Origin of the sequence: Rhodococcus sp. RD6.2 (assembly GCF_001040705.1) — a bacterium.
Lineage (GTDB): Bacteria > Actinomycetota > Actinomycetes > Mycobacteriales > Mycobacteriaceae > Rhodococcus_G.
This window is the reverse complement of sequence record NZ_CVQP01000008.1, coordinates 410,472-431,722: the sequence shown is the minus strand read 5'-3', so window position 1 is coordinate 431,722 and position 21,251 is coordinate 410,472. Positions and strand designations below refer to the sequence as shown.

Sequence of the window (21,251 nt, the reverse complement as noted above, 5' to 3'; positions counted from 1 at the left end):
GCACGCTTGCCGTGGTCAACGAGGGGCCGTCGGTCGGGTTATCCTGGATTCTCACGCCCGGCGGCCACGAGTGTCTCCGCGGCGCATGTTTCATGTTCCGACTGCGTGCTGACGACCACAACTGAACGAGGAGCTCCACTGATGCCGGTTCCGTCGAGGGAGAGGGTGATCGAGCTTCTCGCCGATCTGATGCCCGACCAGGGCTACGACCTGGAGGACGTGACGGTCAGCAAGGCGGGCAGCCGGAGTGTGGTCCGCGTGATGGTCGACAGCGACAGCGGTCTCGATCTCGACGACGTCGCCGAACTCAGCAGGCAGATCTCCGAGCGACTCGACGCTGCGACGGAGTTCGGAGAAACCCCGTACACCCTAGAGGTGACCTCACCCGGTATCGACCGTCCGCTGACCGAGCCGCGTCACTGGCGTCGCGCCCAGGGGCGCCGGGTCCGGGTCGAGATCGGCGACGAGCAGGTGCTCGCGCGGGTCGGAGCGCTCGGTGACGGCGTGGTCGCCCTCGTGCTGCCGGCCAAGGGTGGTCCCGTGGTCCGCGAGATCGCGCTGGCCGACGTGGCGAACGCCGTGGTGCAGGTGGAGTTCTCGCCACCGAACGCGCAGGAAATGGAACTGGCCGGTGGCCTGGCCGCGGGGCGTGCCGCCGCGGGCGAGGTCACCGACGGCATCGAGACAGACGACATTGAAGGTGGAGGGTTGGACAAGTGAATATCGACATGTCGGTGTTGCGCGCGATCGAGGACGACAAGGGTGTCTCGGTCGACACGATCATCGAGACGATCAAGAGTGCGCTCCTCACCGCATACCGGCACACCGAGGGGCACCAGCCGCACGCCCGGATCGACGTCGACACCAAGACTGGGCTCGTCCGCGTGATGGCGCACGAGGTCGACGGTGACGGCAACGTCGTCGGCGAAGAGTGGGACGACACCCCCGAGGGATTCGGCCGGATCGCCGCGACCACCGCGCGTCAGGTCATCCTGCAACGTCTCCGCGACGCCGAGAACGAGAAGAGCTTCGGCGAGTTCGCCACCCACGAGGGCGAGATCGTCGGCGGCGTCATCCAACGCGACACCCGAGCCAACGCACGGGGTGTCGTCGTCGTGCGGATCGGAAGCGAAGCTCACGGCACCGAAGGAATCCTGCCCGCCGCCGAGCAGGTGCCCGGCGAGGTCTACGAGCACGGCGAGCGGATCAAGTGCTACGTCGTCGGTGTCACCCGCGGTCAGCGCGGCCCGCAGATCACACTGTCCCGGACCCATCCGAACCTGGTTCGTAAGTTGTTCGCACTCGAGGTGCCCGAGATCGCGGACGGTTCGGTGGAGATCGTCGCGGTCGCCCGCGAGGCAGGTCACCGGTCGAAGATCGCGGTTGCCTCGCGCGTGTCCGGGCTGAACGCCAAGGGCGCGTGCATCGGGCCGATGGGGCAGCGCGTGCGCAACGTCATGAGCGAACTCGCAGGTGAGAAGATCGACATCATCGACTTCGACGAGAACCCGGCGAAGTTCGTCGGAAACGCACTTTCGCCGTCGAAGGTGGTGTCCGTCACAGTTGTCGATGCCGAGGCCAGGGCCGCCCGTGTGGTCGTTCCCGACTTCCAGTTGTCCCTCGCGATCGGTAAAGAGGGGCAAAACGCCCGTCTGGCTGCGCGGCTGACGGGATGGCGGATCGACATCCGAAGTGATGCCGCACCGGCCGACGGATCGGCTGCCGACGCGCCGCACGCGCGGTCCTAGAGGACGCCATGCGTGTTTCAGTGGACAACAGCGGTAGAGTGGTCAATGGCTCGGCATGAGCACTCGGCAGAAGTGCGCCTACGTTCCGGTGATCCGGTCCGTACGTGCATCGGATGTCGGCAACTCGCGCCAGCCGCTGATCTGCTGAGGGTCGTGGCACGACAGGTCCAGTCGGATGGCTGGACGGTGGTGCCGGATCCGCGGCGCAGGCTTCCCGGACGAGGTGCGTGGTTGCATCCCGACCGGAAATGCCTGAGTCAGGCAGAGAAGCGTCGAGCGTTCGGAAGAGCGCTTCGAGTGTCCGGAAGCCTGGACACGGCGGCCCTCGGTAGCTCGATCGATTCGGATCTTGCGAACGAGCCGCATCCACAACAGAGCAGTACCTCGTAGTCCGGGAGTGTCCGGAACTACAGGGCAATCTCTCGAGCAGAGTCAGGCAAACACACTCATGAGCACACCGTGAAGCACCAACGATGATCGTCCATCGGAGTTAACCCGAGGTCGCGCGGGCACCAGCCACGCTCGGCCTCTCAGTAGAGGAGAGCAGTGGCAGGCAAGGCCCGCGTGCACGAGTTGGCCAAGGAACTCGGTGTCACCAGCAAGGAACTTCTCGCTCGGCTCAAGGAGCAGGGCGAATTCGTGAAATCGGCGTCCTCCACCGTGGAGGCACCGGTCGCGCGACGGCTGCGGGAATCGTTCCCGTCGGCCAAGGGCGATGCGGCCACGTCCGCACCGCGTCCCGAGGCCGCAAAGCCGGCCACCACCGCCAAGCCCGGCGGCCCCCGCCCCGGCCCGAAGCCGAGCGCACCCGCGCCCGCTGCTCCGGCCGCGGCAGCGCCCGCACCGGCTCCGGCACCCACCCCGGTCTCCGCGGCGCCCAAGCCTGCGGTTCCGGGCCCGAAGCCTGCGGCTCCGGCTCCGGCAGCGCCCGCTGCACCGGCAGCGCCCGCTGCTCCGGCAGCCCCGGCTGCGGCAGCAGCTCCGGCGCCGGCTCCGGCACCCCGACCGGCCGCACCGCGTCCGGCGGCAGCAGGTCCGAAGCCCGGCCCGAAGGCGCCGCGCGTCGGTAACAACCCGTACTCGTCGGCTCCGGCCGAGCGTCCGGCCCCGCGTCCCGCTCCCGGTGCACCGCGTCCCGGTGGACCCCGCCCCGGCCCCGGCCAGGCAGGTCCGCGTCCCGCTCCGGGCGCACCGCGTCCCGCGGCAGGTCCCGGCGGTCCCCGCCCGGCTCCCGGCCAGGGTGGCCCGCGTCCGAGCCCCGGCTCGATGCCTCCGCGCCCGAACCCGGGTGCCATGCCCGCACGGTCGTCCCGTCCCGCGCCCGGGGCAGGCCGCCCCGGCGGCGGTCGTCCCGGTGGTCCCGGTGGACGTCCCGGCGGCGGTGGCGGAGGCTACCGCGGCGGCGCCCCCGGTACCGGTGGTGCTCCGGCTCCCGGTGGAGCTCCCGCAGGTGGTTTCCGCGGTCGTCCCGGTGGCGGCGGTGGCCGTCCCGGCCAGCGCGGTGCCGCGGCAGGCGCGTTCGGTCGTCCCGGTGGTGCACCCCGTCGTGGCCGCAAGTCGAAGCGTCAGAAGCGGCAAGAGTACGACTCCATGCAGGCACCCGCCGTTGGCGGCGTGCGGCTGCCCCGCGGCAACGGCGAGACCATCCGTCTCGCTCGCGGTGCATCCCTGTCGGACTTCGCCGAGAAGATCGACGTCAACCCGTCGGCCCTGGTCCAGGCGCTGTTCAACCTGGGTGAGATGGTCACGGCGACGCAGTCCGTCAACGACGAGACCCTCGAGCTGCTCGGCGGCGAGATGAACTACGTCGTTCAGGTCGTCAGCCCGGAGGACGAGGACCGCGAGCTCCTCGAATCGTTCGACCTCACCTACGGCGAGGACGAAGGCGGCGAGGAAGACCTCGAGCAGCGTCCCCCGGTGGTCACCGTCATGGGTCACGTCGACCACGGCAAGACCCGCCTGCTCGACACGATCCGCAAGGCCAACGTCCGCGAGGGCGAGGCGGGCGGCATCACCCAGCACATCGGCGCCTACCAGGTGCTGACCGAGCTGGACGGAGTCGAGCGTCTGGTGACGTTCATCGACACCCCGGGTCACGAGGCGTTCACCGCCATGCGTGCCCGCGGTGCGAAGGCCACCGACATCGCGATCCTCGTGGTCGCGGCCGACGACGGCGTCATGCCGCAGACGGTCGAGGCGATCAACCACGCCCAGGCGGCCGACGTGCCGATCGTGGTCGCGGTGAACAAGATCGACAAGGAAGGTGCCGACCCGGCCAAGATCCGCGGGCAGCTCACCGAGTACGGCCTCGTCGCCGAGGAGTACGGCGGAGAGACCATGTTCGTCGACATCTCCGCGAAGCAGGGTACGAACATCGAGCAGCTGCTCGAAGCCGTGCTCCTCACCGCGGACGCGTCGCTCGACCTGCGCGCCAACCCGGACATGGACGCCCAGGGTGTCGCCATCGAGGCGCACCTCGACCGCGGCCGCGGCCCGGTGGCGACCGTGCTCATCCAGCGCGGCACCCTGCGGGTCGGTGACTCGATCGTCGCCGGCGATGCCTACGGTCGCGTCCGGCGCATGGTCGACGAGCACGGCGAGGACGTCCTCGAGGCGCTCCCGTCGCGTCCCGTCCAGGTCATCGGCTTCACGTCGGTGCCCGGTGCAGGCGACAACCTGCTCGTCGTCGACGAGGACCGGATCGCCCGGCAGATCGCGGACCGGCGTAACGCACGCAAGCGCAACGCGCTCGCCGCACGCAGCCGCAAGCGGATCAGCCTCGAGGATCTGGATGCCGCGCTCAAGGAGCACAACGAGCTCAACCTCATCCTCAAGGGCGACAACTCCGGAACCGTGGAGGCCTTGGAAGAGGCGCTGCTCGGGATCGAGATCGACGACGAGGTGCAGCTGCGGGTCATCGATCGCGGTGTCGGTGGCATCACCGAGACCAACGTCAACCTGGCATCGGCGTCGAACGCGATCATCATCGGCTTCAACGTCCGCGCGGAGGGCAAGGCGACGGAGCTCGCCAACCGCGAGGGCGTGGACATCCGGTACTACTCGGTGATCTACCAGGCCATCGACGAGATCGAGAAGGCCCTCAAGGGCATGCTCAAGCCGATCTACGAAGAGGTCGAGCTCGGCAAGGCGGAGATCCGCGCCATGTTCCGGTCCTCCAAGGTCGGCAACATCGCGGGCTGCCTCGTCACGTCCGGCATCATGCGACGCAACGCGAAGGCACGCCTGGTGCGTGACAATGTCGTCGTGGCGGAGACGATCACCATCTCCTCGCTCAAGCGGGAGAAGGATGACGCCACCGAGGTGCGCGAGGGTTACGAGTGTGGTCTGACCGTCACGTACAACGACATCAAGGTCGGTGACGTGATCGAGGCGTACGAGCTTCGCGAGAAGCCGCGCGACTAGGCTCCGAGAACCCGCGGGCCACGAGCGATTCGTGGCCCGCGGGGTTCGGCCTCGTAGTCAGACGATCGGGAGGTTCGTTGTATCTCGGTGCCCTCGAGTTGGATGTTCTGCTCGGCGACGTCAGGTCGCTGAAGGAGAAGAGATCCGTGGTCAAGCCCGTGATCGCAGCCCTGGCCCGCTATGGCGTGTCGGTCGCCGAGACCGGCGACCATGATCTGTACCGACGCGCCCACATCGGGGTGGCTGTCGCGGGGGTCGACGTGGGACATGTCGGGGAGATCCTCGACACCTGCGAGCGCACCGTCGCGGCCCGACCGGAGCTGCAACTACTCTCGGCACGCAGGCGGATCTTCGGCCCTGACGACTGACGTCCGGTTCCGGTTGGGGCCTCCGGTGTACTTCGATTCACTGTGTAGTCCAATTGATCGACCCGACGGCGATGCCGTCGGTGGATTCGACGGCTCGCCGTCGTGTGGTTTCGGCGGTTCGGCCGTCGTGTTGTTCTAGACGGCTCGCCGTCGTGTGGAGAAGGGACTTCGGTCATGGCAGATCCGGCACGGGCACGCAAGCTCGCAAAGCGAATCTCGACGATCGTGGCGTCGGCGATCGATCAGGAGATCAAGGATCCTCGACTCGACTACGTCACCATCACGGACGCCAAAGTGACGGCCGATCTGCACGACGCGACGGTGTACTACACCGTGCGTGGTGTCGACCTCGACAGCGAACCCGACTTCGAGAGCGCTGCGGCCGGATTGGCGAAGGCGACCGGTGTGCTCAGGTCCAAGGTCGGCGCAGGAACCGGTGTTCGGTTCACTCCGACGTTGGCGTTCGTCGCGGACACCGTTCCCGACGCGGCACGCCACATGGAAGAGCTGCTCGCCCGGGCCCGTGCCGCGGACGACGAGGTGGCGAAGGCGCGCGAGGGTGCGTCGCACGCAGGCGAGGAGGACCCGTACAAGGAGTCCCGCGCCGCGGACGACGATGACGCCGACCGCGACTAGGGTTCGGCGATGACCGTGACATCGCAGCCCACGCGCCCACAGGAGCCTGCCGACATCGATCTGGCCGGCGCGGTCGAGTTGCTGTCGGAGGCCCGTTCGGTGACGGTGCTCTGCCACGTCCAGCCCGACGCGGACACCATCGGCAGCGGGCTCGCACTGGCGATCGCTCTCGATCGTCGCGGTACGCCGGTTCAGGTGTCGTTCGCGCAGCCCGATGTGCTGCCGGAGTCGATGCGGACACTGCCCGGCATCGAACTGCTCGTTCCGCGCGACGAGGTCGCCGAGGCCGTCGATCTGGTCGTGACGGTGGACTGCGGCAGCCGCGGCAGGCTCGGGTCGCTCGGTGGTCGGCTGGACACGGCAGAAAGCACGCTCGTCATCGACCATCACCGGTCCAACACCCGGTACGGGCGGTACAACCTGATCGACGACACCGCCGAGGCGACGGCGGCGGTGCTGAGCCGACTGTTCGATCTGTGGGACGTCGAGATCGACCGGGACATCGCGCACTGTCTGTTCGCCGGACTCGCCACCGATACCGGGTCGTTCCGGTGGGTGCAGCCGGGGACCCACGCGCTGGCGGAACGTCTCATCGACACCGGAATCGACTCCGCGGAGATCACGCGCCGCCTCCTCGACACGCACCCGTTCGGTTGGCTGCCGATGCTGTCATCCGTTCTGGGGTCGGCGCAGTTGGTGCCCGAGGCGGTCGGCGGCCTGGGTCTGGTTTACGCGCTGGTCCGGCATCACGACACCACGGGGATGGGCGCCGAGGAGATCGAGTCCGTCATCGACATCGTGCGTACGACGGCGCAGGCCGAGGTCGCGGCGGTGTTCAAGGAGAACACGCCCGGCGTGTGGTCCGTGTCGTTGCGGTCGAAGGCCGCGATCGACGTGTCCGAGGTGGCGGGCCGGCTCGGAGGCGGGGGGCACCGGTTCGCGTCCGGCTACACCGCGGAGGGTGACGCGGACGCCGTGGTGGCCGGCCTGCTGGACACAATTGGCTGACGCAGTCGCGGGGGACGGGACGACGGGCGTCGGCGCTTCCGACCGGCCGTCGGCCCGCAGAATCCTGGGCCTGGCGGTGCCCGCGCTCGGGGTGCTCGCCGCCGAGCCCCTCTACCTGCTCTTCGACATTGCCGTCGTCGGGCATCTCGACGCCCTGGCCCTCGCAGGCCTCGCGGTCGGCGGATTGATCCTGGCCCAGGTCAGTACCCAGTTGACGTTCCTGTCGTACGGCACAACCGCGCGCGCGTCCCGGCTGCACGGCGCGGGTGACGAGCGCGGAGCGATCGCCGAGGGAGTGCAGGCGACGTGGCTCGCGGCCGGGATCGGACTGCTGATCGTCGCTGCCGTTCAGTTGTTCGCGCGGCCGGTGACCGCACTGATCGCGGGAGGCGACGACATCGCGGATGCCGCGCTGTCCTGGCTGCGAGTCGCGGTGTTCGGTGCACCACTGATCCTGATCGCAATGGCGGGTAACGGCTGGATGCGGGGCGTGCAGAACACTCTGCGGCCGCTGCGGTTCGTGCTGGCGGGGCTCGCACTGTCCGCGATTCTGTGTCCGCTGTTGGTGCACGGACTGGCCGGAGCGCCGCGCCTGGAACTGGTGGGTTCCGCGATCGCGAACGTGGCGGGTCAGGTGGTGACGGCGGCCTGCTTCGTCGTCGCGGTGGTGCGTTCGGGCGTGCCGCTGCGGCCGCAGCCCTCGGTCATGCGTGCGCAGCTGGTCCTCGGCCGCGACCTGATCCTGCGGAGCCTGGCGTTCCAGGCCTGCTTCCTCTCCGCGGCCGCGGTCGCTGCGCGTTTCGGGGCTGCCTCGGTGGCGGCGCACCAGGTGGTGCTGCAGCTGTGGAACCTCGTGGCCCTCACCCTCGATTCGCTGGCCATCGCCGCCCAGACGCTGGTCGGGGCCGCGCTCGGGGCCGGACGAGTGGCCGGTGCCAAGGGGTTGGCGCGGCGCCTCACGGGCTGGTCGACGGTATTCGCATCCGTCCTTGCTGCGATGTTCGCTCTCGGGCATGCCGTGATCCCGGCGCTCTTCACCGCCGATGCAGGCGTCCAGGACCAGGTGGACGTGGCGTGGTGGTTCTTCGTCGCGATCATGCCGGTTGCGGGAGTCGTCTTCGCGCTCGACGGGGTGCTGCTCGGGGCGGGTGACGCGAAGTTCCTCCGCAATGCCACCCTGGGGTGCGCCGTTGTCGGGTTCCTGCCGCTCATCTGGCTGTCGCTGGTGTTCGACTGGGGACTCGCCGGAATCTGGACGGGTCTGACGGTGTTCCTGGTGTTGCGGATGTTCGCGGTGGTGTGGCGGGTGCGTACAGGGCGTTGGGCCGTCGGCGGTGCCGACATTCAGCGGGACGTCGGCGGTGCCGACATCCAGCGGGGTGCTCGGGCAGACGCGAGCGGCGATGTTCAGGTGGAAAGGTAGAGAGCGTGACACGCAAATTGTGGGCGGTGAGCGACACCCATGTCGGGCATCGCGGCAACCGGCCGATCACCGAGGAGCTGTACCCGGAGTCGCCGCAGGACTGGCTGATTCTCGCGGGCGACGTCTCCGAGAAGACCGACGACATCGCGTGGGCGCTGAAGACGCTGCGCGGGCGGTTCGAGAAGGTGATCTGGGTTCCCGGCAACCACGAACTGTGGACGACGGCGAAGGACCCGGTCCAGATCCACGGGGTGGCCCGCTACGACTATCTGGTCACGATGTGCCGGGAGCTCGGAGTCGTCACCCCGGAGGACCCGTACCCGGTGTGGGAGGGGGAGGGCGGCCCGGCGACGCTGGTGCCGATGTTCCTGCTGTACGACTACACGTTTCGGCCCGATGGGACGCGGACCAAGGAGGAGGCCCTCGAGTTCGCGCGGGACAAGAATGTCGTCGCCACCGACGAGTTCCTGCTCTCGTCCGAGCCGTACGCGACCCGCGATGCGTGGTGCGCGGCCCGGCTGGAGTCGACGAGGGCCCGACTCGACGCGCTGGACCTGTCGATTCCGACGGTGCTGATCAATCATTTCCCGCTCGTGCGCGAACCGACGCGAGTGCTGTTCTACCCGGAGTTCTCGCTGTGGTGCGGCACCGAGCAGACCGCGGACTGGCACACCCGCTACAACGCGATCTGCAGCGTGTACGGGCACCTGCACATTCCGCGGACCACCTGGTACGACGGCGTCCGGTTCGAGGAGGTGTCCCTCGGCTATCCGCGTGAGTGGCAGCGCCGCGGGCTGCCGGATCGGTTGCTGCGGCAGATTCTCCCGGTCCCGGACTATGCGCCGGGAACTCTCAACAAGTGGGGTGGTCATTTCAAGGTGACCCCCGAGCAGGAAGCCGAGATGGAGCGGATGAGGGCGGCGCGCGCGTGATCGAGAAGATTCTTCCGACCGGTGTCGAGTACGCCGAGCTGTTCTCGGATCCGCCGGAACTCGAGCCGCACCCGAGCGAGGCCGCCCTGATCGCGCGCGCAGTGGAGAAGCGTCGCCGGGAGTTCATCAGCGTCCGGCACTGCGCCCGGCAGGCAATGGGCAAGCTCGGCGTCGACCCGGCACCGATCCTCAAGGGGGAGAGGGGGGTTCCGCTCTTCCCTCGTGGGGTGGTCGGCAGCCTGACGCACTGCGACGGCTACCGCGGCGCGGTCCTCGGGTACTCGATGGCCGTGCGCACCGTCGGCATCGACGCCGAGCCGCACGGACCGCTGCCGGACGGCGTACTCGACGCCGTCAGTCTGCCCGCCGAACGCGACTGGCTCGCTGGGGTCGGTGACGAGATCCACTGGGATCGGCTGCTGTTCTGCGCCAAGGAAGCGACGTACAAGGCGTGGTTCCCGCTGACGAACCGCTGGCTCGGATTCGAGGACGCGCACATCACCTTCGCGCTCGAGCACTCGGGACCGGACGGGACCACCGGCACCTTCCACTCCGACCTCCTGGTGCCGGGGGAGACGGTGTCGGGTCCGCCGCTGACCTCCTTCGACGGCCGGTGGCTGGTCGACGACGGCCTGGTGATCGCCGCGATCACCGTCCAGTAGGCTCGAATCCCGTGTCTGCTCACCGTCCCCCGTCCTCCGGCCTCCACGGCGCCGGGCTGCTGATCGTCGACAAGGACGGCGGGATGACCAGTCACGACGTCGTCGCCCGGTGCCGCAAGATCCTGCAGACTCGCAAGGTCGGGCACGCGGGCACGCTGGATCCGATGGCGACGGGTGTGCTGGTGCTCGGAGTCGAGCGGGCCACGAAACTGCTCGGCCTCCTGTCGCTGACCACGAAGGCGTACACCGCGACGATCCGGCTGGGTCAGGCCACGACCACCGACGACGCGGAGGGTGAAGTGCTCACCACTACCGATGCGTCCGGCGTCACGGACGCCGAGGTCGCGACGGTGATCGCGACACTGACCGGTGCCATCGAGCAGGTCCCGACGCGGGTGAGCGCGATCAAGGTGGACGGGCAGCGGGCGCACAAACTGGTCCGCGACGGCGAGGACTTCGAGCTCGCGGCCCGGCCGGTCACGGTGGACCGCTTCGACGTGACAGCGTCGCGGCGCGTGGAGTCGTTCGTCGACCTCGACGTCGAGGTCGAGTGCTCCTCGGGAACCTACGTCCGCGCGCTGGCCCGTGACCTCGGTGCTGCTCTCGGTGTCGGCGGGCACCTCACGGTGTTGCGCCGGACCCGCGTCGGTCCGTTCACCCTCGACCACGCCCGCACCCTGGAGCAGTTGGCCGAGGATCCGTCCGTGAGCCTCGACATCGACCAGGCCTGCCAGACGGCGTTCGAGCACCGTCAGATCTCGGCCGAGGAAGCGGAGTCGATCAGCCAGGGCCGCTGGCTCGACCCGATCGGCATCCCCGGTACCTACGCGGCCATCGACCCGACCGGACACACCATCGCGCTGCTGCAGGAGCGTGGCAGAAGGGCGAGTTCGGTGATGGTGGTGCGTCCCGCGACGCTGCGGGGACTCTAGTTCGGATCAGCGCTCGACGATCCAGATCGCCTCGGCAGCAAGGTTTCCCAGCTCGACGGTCGAGCCTTCGCCGAGCTGGACCGAAATTGTGCCCGCGAAGTCGCGCCGTTCGAGCACGGTGATCGTCAGGTCGAGGCAGATGCCGACGCTGTCGAAATAGCGGAGCATCGCCGGGTCCGAGTCGGAGATCCGGGCCACCGTGCCGGATTGGCCGTCGGCGAGTTCGCTGAGTTGGCGTGCCTGCGGCGCCGGGATGGTGCCGTCGGCTGCGGGGATCGGATCGCCGTGCGGGTCGCGTTCCGGATGCCCGAGTTTGGCGTCGATACGTTCGATCATCAGGTCGGAGACGGCATGTTCGAGGACCTCGGCCTCGTCGTGCACCTCGTCCCAGCCGTAGCCGAGTTCGCCGACGAGGTACGTCTCGATGAGACGGTGCCTGCGGACCATGGCGACGGCTGCCGCGCGGCCGCTGTCGGTCAGCGAGATCGACCCGTACTTGGCGTGGTCGACGAGCCCCTGATCGGACAGCTTTCGGATCGCCTCGGACACCGTCGACGCCGACACACCGATGCGCTCGGCAAGCATTTTCGTCGAAACCTGTTCACCCGACCATTCGCCCGCGGTCCAGATCACCTTCAGATAGTCCTGCGCGACCGTCGTGAGCGACGGCGCACGGCCGGCCGATGGCGCGACCCCTTCCGTTGATCTGTCCGATTGGTTTCTACGCTCAGGCACGGAACCGAGCTTAGGCAATGCACAGGCAGTGTGGCACTTCGACACCTGCCGAGGCATCCGTGCGGGCGCGGAGACGCCGGAAGACCCACCGAACGTGACGCTCGCGGCGGCGGGTCGTAGGCTTCGGTGCGTGCAGAGATGGCGAGGGCTCGACGACGTTCCAGCCGACTGGGGCCGCTGCGTACTCACGATCGGCGTCTTCGACGGTGTGCATCGTGGGCATGCGCAGTTGATCAGCCGTGCAGTGAAGTCGGCGAGCGAACGCGGAATTCCCAGTGTGCTCATGACTTTCGACCCACATCCGATGGAGGTCGTGCGGCCGGGCAGCCACCCGGCGCAGTTGACGACGCTGCGGCGGCGGTCCGAACTGGCCGAGGAGTTGGGAATCGACGTGTTCTGCGTCATCCCGTTCACTTCGGAGTTCATGAAGCTGAGCCCGGAGCAGTACGCGCACGAGATCCTGGTCGAGCGGTTACACGTCGCCGAGGTCGTCGTGGGGGAGAATTTCACCTTCGGCCGGAAGGCGGCCGGAACGGTCGACCTGCTGCGGCAGATCGGATCCCGTTTCGGGTTCGCCGTCGACGGGGTGAACCTGGTCGCGGAGCACGCGGTCACGTTCTCGTCGACCTACATCCGGTCCTGCGTCGACGCGGGTGACGTGTCGGCCGCGGCCGAGGCGCTGGGTCGACCGCACCGCGTCGAGGGTGTTGTCGTGCACGGTGAGCGCCGTGGCCGAGACCTGGGCTTCCCCACGGCCAACATCTCGCCGCCGGAACACGCCGCGATTCCCGCTGACGGCGTCTATGCGGCCTGGTTCACGGTGCTGGGACAGGACGCGGTGGAGGGATCCCTGGAGCCGGGGGTTGCGCACATGGCTGCGGTGTCCGTCGGCACGAATCCGACGTTCTCGGGCCGGACGCGCACCGTCGAGGCCTACGTCCTCGACGCGTCCGCGGATCTGTACGGGCAGCACGTGGCGGTCGACTTCGTCCGGCGCCTGCGCGGCATGGAGAAGTTCGACTCGGTCGAGTCGTTGATCGCGCAGATGGGTCGCGACGTCGACGACACGAGGGAGCTGCTCACACGCACCGACGTGAGGGGCTGACCGCGGCGTCGGGACCCGTTTCCGGCGCTGGTAGGATGTCCTCGGTGTGTGCTGCGGTCTGTGGTGGCCACGCCACTCGGGCTTGTCCTGGGATCTCATCGCGCAGACATCAGTAACAGGAGTGACAGTGGCGCTGACCACCGAAGAGAAGAAGGCCGTCCTCGCCGAGTACGGCGTTCACGAGACCGACACCGGATCGCCGGAGGCGCAGGTTGCGCTGCTGACGAAGCGGATTGTCGACCTCACCGAGCACCTGAAGAAGCACAAGCACGACCACCACTCCCGCCGCGGCCTGTTGCTGCTGGTTGGACGCCGTCGTCGTCTGCTCAAGTACGTTCAGAAGGTCGACATCGCGCGTTACCGTTCGCTCATCGAGCGTCTGGGCCTGCGCCGATAAGAGATTCGACGCACCGGGCGAATGCGCGACACAGCGCACCGACCCGGACGTGAACATCCCGGTAGCCAACGAGGCGAGTGCTTAGACTGACCTCGTTGGCTACCGGTGTTTGTCGGATGGCCGGATCGAAAGCGACCCGAGTCATCGGACAGACCGGTTCCATCGCGAACCATCGGATCCACGAGGGATCCCGCCGTACGTACCTGCAGTAGTGGCAGTCGGTCCTCGGTAGTGGCCACTCGGACGATCACCCACGAGGGGTGACCTGCGATTGGCTTCGATCGATGGCCGCCTCCGCGAAAGAGGGAATGCACCCGGCAGGTGCGCCGTGACCGCCAGGAGGGCGGCCACGGCCATGCGGATACGGCGAAGACGAGAGGGAGAGAAGAGAAAGACATGACCGCAAATACCGCAGTAGAGGTCGACGAGGGCGTCTTCGAGTCGACCGCCGTGATCGACAACGGGTCCTACGGAACCCGCACCATTCGTTTCGAGACCGGCCGCCTCGCCCAGCAGGCTGCCGGCGCCGTCGTCGCGTACCTCGACGACGAGACCATGCTGCTGTCGGCCACCACCGCCAGCAAGCACCCCAAGGAGCACTTCGACTTCTTCCCCCTGACGGTGGACGTCGAGGAGCGCATGTACGCCGCGGGTCGCATCCCCGGCTCGTTCTTCCGTCGCGAGGGCCGTCCCTCCACCGACGCGATCCTGACCTGCCGCCTGATCGACCGGCCGCTGCGCCCGTCGTTCGTCGACGGCCTGCGCAACGAGATCCAGGTCGTCGTGACGGTCCTGAGCCTCGACCCGAAGGACCTGTACGACGTCGTGGCGATCAACGCCGCGTCCGCGTCCACCCAGATCGCGGGCCTGCCGTTCTCCGGCCCGGTCGGTGGCGTGCGCGTTGCGCTGATCACCTCGGACGAGAACAAGGCCGGCCAGTGGGTCGCGTTCCCGACCGTCGAGCAGCTCGAGAACGCCGTCTTCGACATGGTCGTCGCGGGCCGCGTCGTCGAGTCCGGTGACGTCGCGATCATGATGGTCGAGGCCGAGGCCACCGACAACGTCATCGCGCTCATCGACGGCGGCGCGCAGGCGCCGACCGAGGCGATCGTCGCCCAGGGCCTCGAGGCCGCCAAGCCGTTCATCGCCCGCCTCTGCGAGGCGCAGCAGGCGCTCGCCGCCGCGTCGTCGAAGCCAACCGGCGAGTACCCCGTGTTCCCGGCCTACCAGGCCGACGTGTACGCCGCCGTCGAGGCCGCTGCCACCGAGAAGCTGTCGGCGGCACTGACCATCGCGGGCAAGCAGGAGCGCGACGACAAGACCGACGAGGTCAAGGTCGACGTCCTCGACCTGGTCGCACCGCAGTTCGAGGGTCGCGAGAAGGAGATCGGCGCGGCGTTCCGCTCGCTGACCAAGAAGCTCGTCCGTCAGCGGATCCTCAAGGACCACTTCCGGATCGACGGCCGTGGCATCACCGACATTCGGTCGCTCTCGGCCGAGGTCGCCGTGATCCCGCGTGCCCACGGCTCCGCGTTGTTCGAGCGCGGCGAGACCCAGATCATGGGTGTCACCACGCTCGACATGGTGAAGATGGCGCAGCAGGTCGACTCGCTCGGTCCCGAGACCAGCAAGCGCTACATGCACCACTACAACTTCCCGCCGTACTCGACCGGTGAGACGGGCCGCGTCGGTTCGCCGAAGCGTCGCGAGATCGGCCACGGCGCGCTCGCCGAGCGCGCCCTCATGCCGGTCCTGCCGAGCGTCGAGGAGTTCCCGTACGCGATCCGCCAGGTCTCCGAGGCGCTGGGCTCCAACGGCTCGACCTCGATGGGCTCCGTGTGCGCGTCGACCCTGTCGCTGCTCAACGCCGGTGTGCCCCTCAAGGCTCCCGTCGCGGGCATCGCGATGGGCCTGGTCTCCGACGAGGTCGACGGCGAGACCCGCTACGTGGCGCTGACCGACATCCTCGGCGCCGAGGATGCCTTCGGCGACATGGACTTCAAGGTCGCCGGTACCAAGAACTTCGTCACGGCGCTGCAGCTGGACACGAAGCTCGACGGCATCCCGTCGCAGGTTCTGGCCGGTGCGCTGTCGCAGGCCCATGACGCCCGGACCACCATCCTCGAGGTCATGGCCGAAGCCATCGACACCCCGGACGAGATGAGCCCGTTCGCGCCGCGCATCACGACCATCAAGGTGCCGGTGGACAAGATCGGCGAGGTCATCGGCCCCAAGGGCAAGATGATCAACTCGATCACCGAGCAGACCGGTGCGAGCATCTCCATCGAGGACGACGGCACCGTGTTCGTCGGCGCCACCGATGGTCCGTCTGCGCAGGCCGCGATCGATCTGATCAACGCCATCGCCAACCCGCAGCTGCCCAAGGTGGGCGAGCGCTTCCTCGGCACGGTCGTCAAGACCACCGCCTTCGGCGCGTTCGTCTCGCTGCTCCCGGGCCGCGACGGACTGGTGCACATCTCCAAGCTGGGCAACGGCAAGCGGATCAACAAGGTCGAGGACGTCGTGAGCGTCGGCAGCAAGCTCCGGGTGGAGATCGCCGACATCGACAACCGCGGCAAGATCTCGCTGGTCCCCGTCGAGGAGGAGGGTGCTGCGGCGCCCGCCGCCGAGGCGAAGGCGACCGACGCGGACGCGTAGGTGTGACGCGCCGGTGACGTCATCGGCGTAGCAGTTCACGAAGGTGCCCCCGACCCGTGTGGTCGGGGGCACCTTTCTGTTCCGTCGTGACCGGAACGTTGCCTACGGCACCGTGTCTTCGGACTGTGTCACCTTCGGCCGGGTGCTTTGCTGGACGAGTGAACGCAGGAGTGCCTGTTTTCGACAAGTCTGCCCAGCTCCGGAATCTTGCTCTGGCGACCTGGACGTCGACCATCTGTTTCTGGGCCTGGAACATGATCGGCCCCATGTCCACGACCTACGCCGCGCGTCTCGAGTTGACCAGTTCGCAGGCGTCGATACTCGTGGCAACACCGATTCTGGTCGGGTCGCTGGGCCGAATCGTGACCGGCCCGCTCACCGACCGCTACGGCGGTCGAGCCCTCTTCATCTTCGTAGCCCTGGCGTCGGTCATCCCGGTGCTCGCCGTCGGGTTCTCCGCGAGCGCCGACTCGTATGTCGGCCTGCTGGCCTCCGGCTTCGTCCTCGGTGTCGCGGGCACGGTGTTCGCGATCGGCATCCCGTTCGCGAAGTCCTGGTACGAGGCCAGCAGGCACGGATTCGCCACCGGAGTGTTCGGTGCGGGCATGGTCGGTACCGCCCTGTCGGCGTTCTTCACTCCGCGGTTCGTCGGCTGGTTCGGGCTCATCACGACACACGTCATCATCGCGATCGCGCTGGCCGCGACCGCGGCCCTGTGCGTGATGCTGATGAAGGACTCGCCGGCCTTCGTCCCCAACACCGAACCGGTGATTCCCAAGCTCGTTGCGGCGTCGAAACTCGGTGTGACATGGGAGATGTCGTTCCTGTACGCCATCGTGTTCGGTGGGTTCGTCGCCTTCAGCAACTACCTGCCGACGTACATCAAGAACATCTACGACTTCTCTGCTGTCGACGCAGGCACCCGCACCGCGGCGTTCGCGCTCGCCGCCGTCATCGCTCGACCGATCGGTGGCACGCTTTCGGACCGGATCGCTCCGAAATGGGTTGTGCTCGCCTCGCTCGCGGGCACTGCGGTTCTCGCAGTCGTCGCGACATTCCAGCCACCGGCCGACTTCTGGTCCGCGGTCACGTTCATCTCGCTGGCGATCTTCCTCGGTATCGGTACTGGCGGCGTGTTCGCCTGGGTGGCACGACGTTCGCCTGCGCAGAGCGTCGGTAGCGTCACCGGAATCGTCGCTGCGGCAGGTGGTTTGGGCGGGTACTTCCCACCGCTGGTGATGGGCGCGACATACGACGAGGTGGACAACAACTACACCGCCGGTCTGCTGCTGCTGGCCGCGGTCGCCGTCGTCGCCTTCCTCTACACCGCGTTGAAGCTGCATGCCCGCGAGCCCGAGAAAGCGGAAGCGGCACCGACACAGACCTGACCGGAAGATCTTTCAAGCGCCGCCCGGCGCGGAGGAGGGCACGTGACGTCGAGTGGTTCGATCACCGGAGGCGCAGTCGAGGACGTGCTGCTGCGAAGTGGGCGGTTCTTCACCCCCGGGCAGTTCTCACCCGACCGCCGCACAGTCACTCGCAACGGTGGTCGGGAAGGCGACATCTTCTACCGCGATCGGTGGAGCCACGACAAGGTGGTGCGGTCGACGCACGGTGTGAACTGCACCGGGTCGTGTTCCTGGAAGATCTATGTCAAGGACGGGATCATCACCTGGGAGACCCAGGAGACCGACTATCCGTCGGTGGGTCCGGACCGTCCCGAGTACGAGCCGCGCGGATGTCCGCGCGGCGCGGCCTTCTCCTGGTACACGTACTCGCCGACGCGGGTGCGCTACCCGTATGCCCGCGGCGTCCTCGTCGAGATGTATCGCGAGGCGAGGGGACGGCTGGGCGACCCGGTGCTGGCGTGGGCGGACATCCAGAACGACCCGGAGCGACGACGGCGCTATCAGCAGGCCCGGGGAAAGGGCGGGCTGGTCCGCGTCACGTGGGACGAGGCCACCGAGATGATCGCGGCCGCGCACGTGCACACGATCAAGGAGTACGGCCCTGACCGGATCGCCGGGTTCTCGCCGATTCCGGCGATGTCGATGATCTCGTTCGCGGCCGGGTCCCGGTTCGTCGAACTCGTCGGGGGCGTGATGACGTCCTTCTACGACTGGTACGCGGACCTTCCGGTGGCGTCCCCGCAGGTGTTCGGCGACCAGACCGATGTCCCCGAGTCCGGAGACTGGTGGGATGCGAGTTACCTGATGATGTGGGGCTCGAACGTTCCGGTCACCCGGACACCCGACGCGCACTGGATGGCGGAAGTTCGTTACCGCGGGACGAAGGTCGTCACCGTCAGTCCCGACTACGCCGACAACACGAAGTTCGCCGACGAGTGGATGCCGTGCGCCGCGGGCACCGACGGTGCGATGGCGATGGCGATGGGTCAGGTGATCCTCTCCGAATTCTTCGTCAAACGCCGGGAGCCGTTCTTCGTCGACTACGTGCAGCGCTATACGGACCTGCCGTTCCTGGTCAAACTGGAGGAGCGTGACGGTCGGCTCGTCCCCGGGAAGAACCTCACCGCGGCGGACCTGGGTGAGGACGTGGAGAACGCGGCGTTCAAGCCGGTGCTGATCGACGGCGCGACCGATCGCCCTGCCGTTCCCCACGGATCGCTCGGCTTCCGATTCGGCGAGGAGGGCGTCGGGAAGTGGAACCTCGACCTCGGTGATCTGGTGCCTGCCCTGACGGTGGCGACCTCGGACGGCGGGTTGGGTGGCGGGGTGCCCGGCGACGTCGTCGCGGTGACGTTTCCGCGCTTCGACACCGTCGACGGCCGCGGTGAGACGATCGACCGTGGCGTTCCTGTCCGGACCGTCGCGGGCCACCGGGTGTGCACCGTGTTCGACCTGATGCTCGCCCAGTACGGGGTGACGAGGCCCGGACTGCCCGGCGAGTGGCCGACGGGGTACGACGACCAGTCCGCGCTGTACACCCCTGCTTGGCAGGAGCCGATCACGGGCGTGTCGGCGGCTCAGGTGATCCGCGTCGCCCGCGAGTTCGCCACGAACGCGATCGAATCGGGCGGCCGGACGATGATCGTGATGGGCGCGGGCATCTGCCAGTGGTTCCACGGCGACGCGACCTACCGGGCGATCCTGGGCCTGCTGCTCCTGACCGGCTCGATGGGTCGTAACGGCGGTGGCTGGGCCCACTACGTCGGCCAGGAGAAGTGTCGCCCGGTCACCGGATGGGCGACGGTCGCGATGGGGAGCGACTGGAGTCGTCCGCCGCGGCAGATGGCCGGTACCTCGTACTGGTACGCGCACACCGATCAGTGGTGCTACGACGGATATCGGGCCGACGCCCTCGCAAGTCCCACCGGCCGGGGACGATTCGCGGGCAGGCACACGATGGACGTGATGGCCTCGGCGGTCGCGATGGGCTGGACGCCCTTCTACCCGCAGTTCGATCGGTCGAGCCTCGACGTCGCCGAGGAGGCCATCGCCGCTGGCGTCGACGTTCCGACGCACGTGGCGCAGCAGTTGGCGTCCGGTGAATTGTCGCTCGCCGTCACCGATCCCGACAATCCACGGAACTGGCCGCGCGTTCTCAGTGTGTGGCGCGCGAACCTGCTCGGGTCGTCGAGCAAGGGCAACGAGTACTTCCTCAAACACCTGTTGGGGACCTCGTCCAATCTGCAGGCAGAGCCGACGCGGGAGGAATTGCGGCCCAACGACGTCGAGTGGCCCGAGGCGATTCCGGAAGGAAAACTCGATCTCGTCATGTCGATCGACTTCCGGATGACGTCGACGACGCTGCTCTCCGACGTCGTGCTCCCGGCGGCGACGTGGTACGAGAAGCAGGACCTCTCGAGCACCGACATGCACCCGTACATCCATGCGTTCACGGCGGCGATCGACCCGCCGTGGGAGACGAGGTCGGACTTCGACGCGTTCGGGGCGATCGCGCGCTCCTTCTCGGAGTTGGCGAAGACGCATCTGGGCACCCGAACCGACGTCGTACTGGGCACGCTGCAGCACGACACACCCGGCGCGATGGCGTATCCGAGTGGTACGGAATCGGATTGGCGCACCACCGGCGAGGTGCCCGTACCGGGTAGGACGATGGGTCCGCTCGTCGTGGTGGAGCGGGACTACACGGCGATCGCGGAAAAGTGGTCGGCGCTCGGTCCGCTGGTCGAGAAGGCGGGACTGGTGACGAAGGGCGTCACCTTCCATCCCGACGAGGAAGTCGTCGAGCTCGCAGAGAAGCACGGTGTGATGAGTTCCGGTGTGGCTGCGGGCCGTCCGGCGCTCGACACCGCCGAGAAGATGTGCGAGGCGGTGCTGCGCCTCTCGGGCACGTCCAACGGCAGGCTCGCGGTCGAGGGATTCCGCCAGCTCGAGCAGCGCACCGGACGCCGCCTCGTGCACCTGGCCGAGGGCAGTGAGGAGCGCCGCATCACCTTTGCGGACACCCAGGCCAGGCCGGTTCCGGTGATCACCAGCCCGGAATGGTCGGGCAGTGAGACCGGGGGCAGGCGGTACGCGCCTTTCACGGTGAACATCGAGGAACTCAAGCCGTTTCACACGCTCACCGGCCGCATGCACTTCTTCCTCGACCACGACTGGATGGAGGAACTGGGGGAGCAGTTGCCGGTCTACCGACCACCGTTGGACATGGTGCGGCTGTTCGAGGAACCGCACGTCGGCGAGATGCGTGACGGGATCGGACTGACGGTGCGGTACCTGACCCCGCACAGCAAGTGGTCGATCCACTCCGAGTACCAGGACAACCTGTTCATGCTGTCGCTGTCTCGTGGCGGCCCGACCATGTGGATGAGCCCGGCGGACGCGGCGAAGATCTCGGTGAAGGACAACGACTGGATCGAGGCGGTGAACCGCAACGGTGTCGTGGTGTGCCGGGCGATCGTCTCGCATCGCATGCCCGAGGGCGTCGTGTACGTCTACCACGCGCAGGAACGCACCATCGACGTTCCGAAGTCCGAGACGACCGGCATGCGCGGCGGAATCCACAACTCGTTGACGCGGCTGCTGATCAAACCGACCCACCTCGCGGGCGGCTACGCCCAGACGTCGTGGGCGTGGAACTACCTCGGCCCCACCGGAAATCAGCGCGACGAGGTCACGGTGGTTCGCCGCCGCAGCCAGGAAGTGACGTACTGACATGGGCGGCACGAGCGGAGCCTGCGGAGCGAGAGATGTGACGGCCGGAGCCTGCGGAGCGAGAGATGTGACGGCTGGAGCCT

17 protein-coding genes are annotated in these 21,251 nt (G+C 67.9%); 16 read left to right on the top strand and 1 reads right to left on the bottom strand.

Annotated features, from left to right (window positions below; genetic code table 11):
- The first annotated feature begins 141 nt into the window (after positions 1-141).
- The 11 genes from rimP (at position 142) to truB (ending at position 11,132) form a co-directional block, all read left to right on the top strand.
- A complete protein-coding gene (gene rimP, locus RHCRD62_RS18745) occupies positions 142-720 on the top strand; it encodes a ribosome maturation factor RimP (protein WP_050066223.1) in 579 nt (192 codons plus the stop codon).
- Positions 717-1,748: a transcription termination factor NusA gene (gene nusA / locus RHCRD62_RS18740; protein ID WP_050066222.1), complete on the top strand. Its 1,032-nt coding sequence runs from the start codon at positions 717-719 to the stop codon at positions 1,746-1,748. Before rimP ends, nusA begins: the two co-directional genes overlap by 4 nt.
- Positions 1,749-1,793: 45 nt before the next feature.
- Positions 1,794-2,138: a YlxR family protein gene (locus tag RHCRD62_RS25575; RefSeq protein ID WP_084734355.1), complete on the top strand. Its 345-nt coding sequence runs from the start codon at positions 1,794-1,796 to the stop codon at positions 2,136-2,138.
- 156 nt (positions 2,139-2,294) lie between these two features.
- Positions 2,295-5,171 carry a translation initiation factor IF-2 gene (gene infB, locus RHCRD62_RS25570; RefSeq protein ID WP_084734354.1) on the top strand — a complete coding sequence of 959 codons (2,877 nt, stop codon included), beginning with the start codon at positions 2,295-2,297 and terminating at the stop codon, positions 5,169-5,171.
- A 77-nt stretch (positions 5,172-5,248) separates the two neighbouring features.
- The gene (locus RHCRD62_RS18730) at positions 5,249-5,539 is read left to right on the top strand and encodes a DUF503 domain-containing protein (protein WP_050066220.1); all 291 of its coding nucleotides are present in this window, start codon (positions 5,249-5,251) and stop codon (positions 5,537-5,539) included.
- Positions 5,540-5,713: 174 nt separating this feature from the next.
- Positions 5,714-6,175 (top strand): 30S ribosome-binding factor RbfA, encoded by a 462-nt coding sequence (gene rbfA, locus RHCRD62_RS18725; protein ID WP_050066219.1) that lies wholly within the window; start codon positions 5,714-5,716, stop codon positions 6,173-6,175.
- 9 nt (positions 6,176-6,184) lie between these two features.
- The gene (locus tag RHCRD62_RS18720) at positions 6,185-7,183 is read left to right on the top strand and encodes a DHH family phosphoesterase (RefSeq protein ID WP_050066218.1); all 999 of its coding nucleotides are present in this window, start codon (positions 6,185-6,187) and stop codon (positions 7,181-7,183) included.
- Positions 7,176-8,606, top strand: coding sequence for an MATE family efflux transporter (locus RHCRD62_RS18715; protein WP_050066217.1), 1,431 nt, complete (start codon positions 7,176-7,178; stop codon positions 8,604-8,606). Before RHCRD62_RS18720 ends, RHCRD62_RS18715 begins: the two co-directional genes overlap by 8 nt.
- A 5-nt stretch (positions 8,607-8,611) precedes the next feature.
- A complete protein-coding gene (locus RHCRD62_RS18710; protein ID WP_050066216.1) occupies positions 8,612-9,538 on the top strand; it encodes a metallophosphoesterase family protein in 927 nt (308 codons plus the stop codon).
- Complete coding sequence (npt, locus tag RHCRD62_RS18705) at positions 9,535-10,200, top strand: 4'-phosphopantetheinyl transferase Npt (protein WP_050066215.1); 666 nt, start codon at positions 9,535-9,537, stop codon at positions 10,198-10,200. Before RHCRD62_RS18710 ends, npt begins: the two co-directional genes overlap by 4 nt.
- Before the next feature lie 11 nt (positions 10,201-10,211).
- Complete coding sequence (gene truB, locus RHCRD62_RS18700; protein WP_050066214.1) at positions 10,212-11,132, top strand: tRNA pseudouridine(55) synthase TruB; 921 nt, start codon at positions 10,212-10,214, stop codon at positions 11,130-11,132.
- A gap of 6 nt (positions 11,133-11,138) precedes the next feature.
- On the opposite strand, the gene RHCRD62_RS18695 is transcribed toward truB, so the two are convergent.
- On the bottom strand, positions 11,139-11,885 hold the full coding sequence (locus tag RHCRD62_RS18695; RefSeq protein ID WP_050066213.1) for a metal-dependent transcriptional regulator: 747 nt from the start codon (positions 11,883-11,885) through the stop codon (positions 11,139-11,141).
- 112 nt (positions 11,886-11,997) lie between these two features.
- On the opposite strand from RHCRD62_RS18695, the gene RHCRD62_RS18690 reads away from it, so the two are divergent.
- The 5 genes from RHCRD62_RS18690 (at position 11,998) to RHCRD62_RS18670 (ending at position 21,168) form a co-directional block, all read left to right on the top strand.
- Complete coding sequence (locus RHCRD62_RS18690) at positions 11,998-12,972, top strand: bifunctional riboflavin kinase/FAD synthetase (RefSeq protein WP_172671097.1); 975 nt, start codon at positions 11,998-12,000, stop codon at positions 12,970-12,972.
- Between the two features lie 127 nt (positions 12,973-13,099).
- The gene (gene rpsO, locus RHCRD62_RS18685; protein WP_050066212.1) at positions 13,100-13,369 is read left to right on the top strand and encodes a 30S ribosomal protein S15; all 270 of its coding nucleotides are present in this window, start codon (positions 13,100-13,102) and stop codon (positions 13,367-13,369) included.
- Between the two features lie 396 nt (positions 13,370-13,765).
- The gene (locus tag RHCRD62_RS18680; RefSeq protein WP_050066211.1) at positions 13,766-16,027 is read left to right on the top strand and encodes a polyribonucleotide nucleotidyltransferase; all 2,262 of its coding nucleotides are present in this window, start codon (positions 13,766-13,768) and stop codon (positions 16,025-16,027) included.
- A gap of 170 nt (positions 16,028-16,197) precedes the next feature.
- Positions 16,198-17,415, top strand: coding sequence for a nitrate/nitrite transporter (locus RHCRD62_RS18675; protein WP_050066210.1), 1,218 nt, complete (start codon positions 16,198-16,200; stop codon positions 17,413-17,415).
- 42 nt (positions 17,416-17,457) lie between these two features.
- On the top strand, positions 17,458-21,168 hold the full coding sequence (locus RHCRD62_RS18670; protein WP_050066209.1) for a nitrate reductase subunit alpha: 3,711 nt from the start codon (positions 17,458-17,460) through the stop codon (positions 21,166-21,168).
- Positions 21,169-21,251 lie beyond the last annotated feature (83 nt).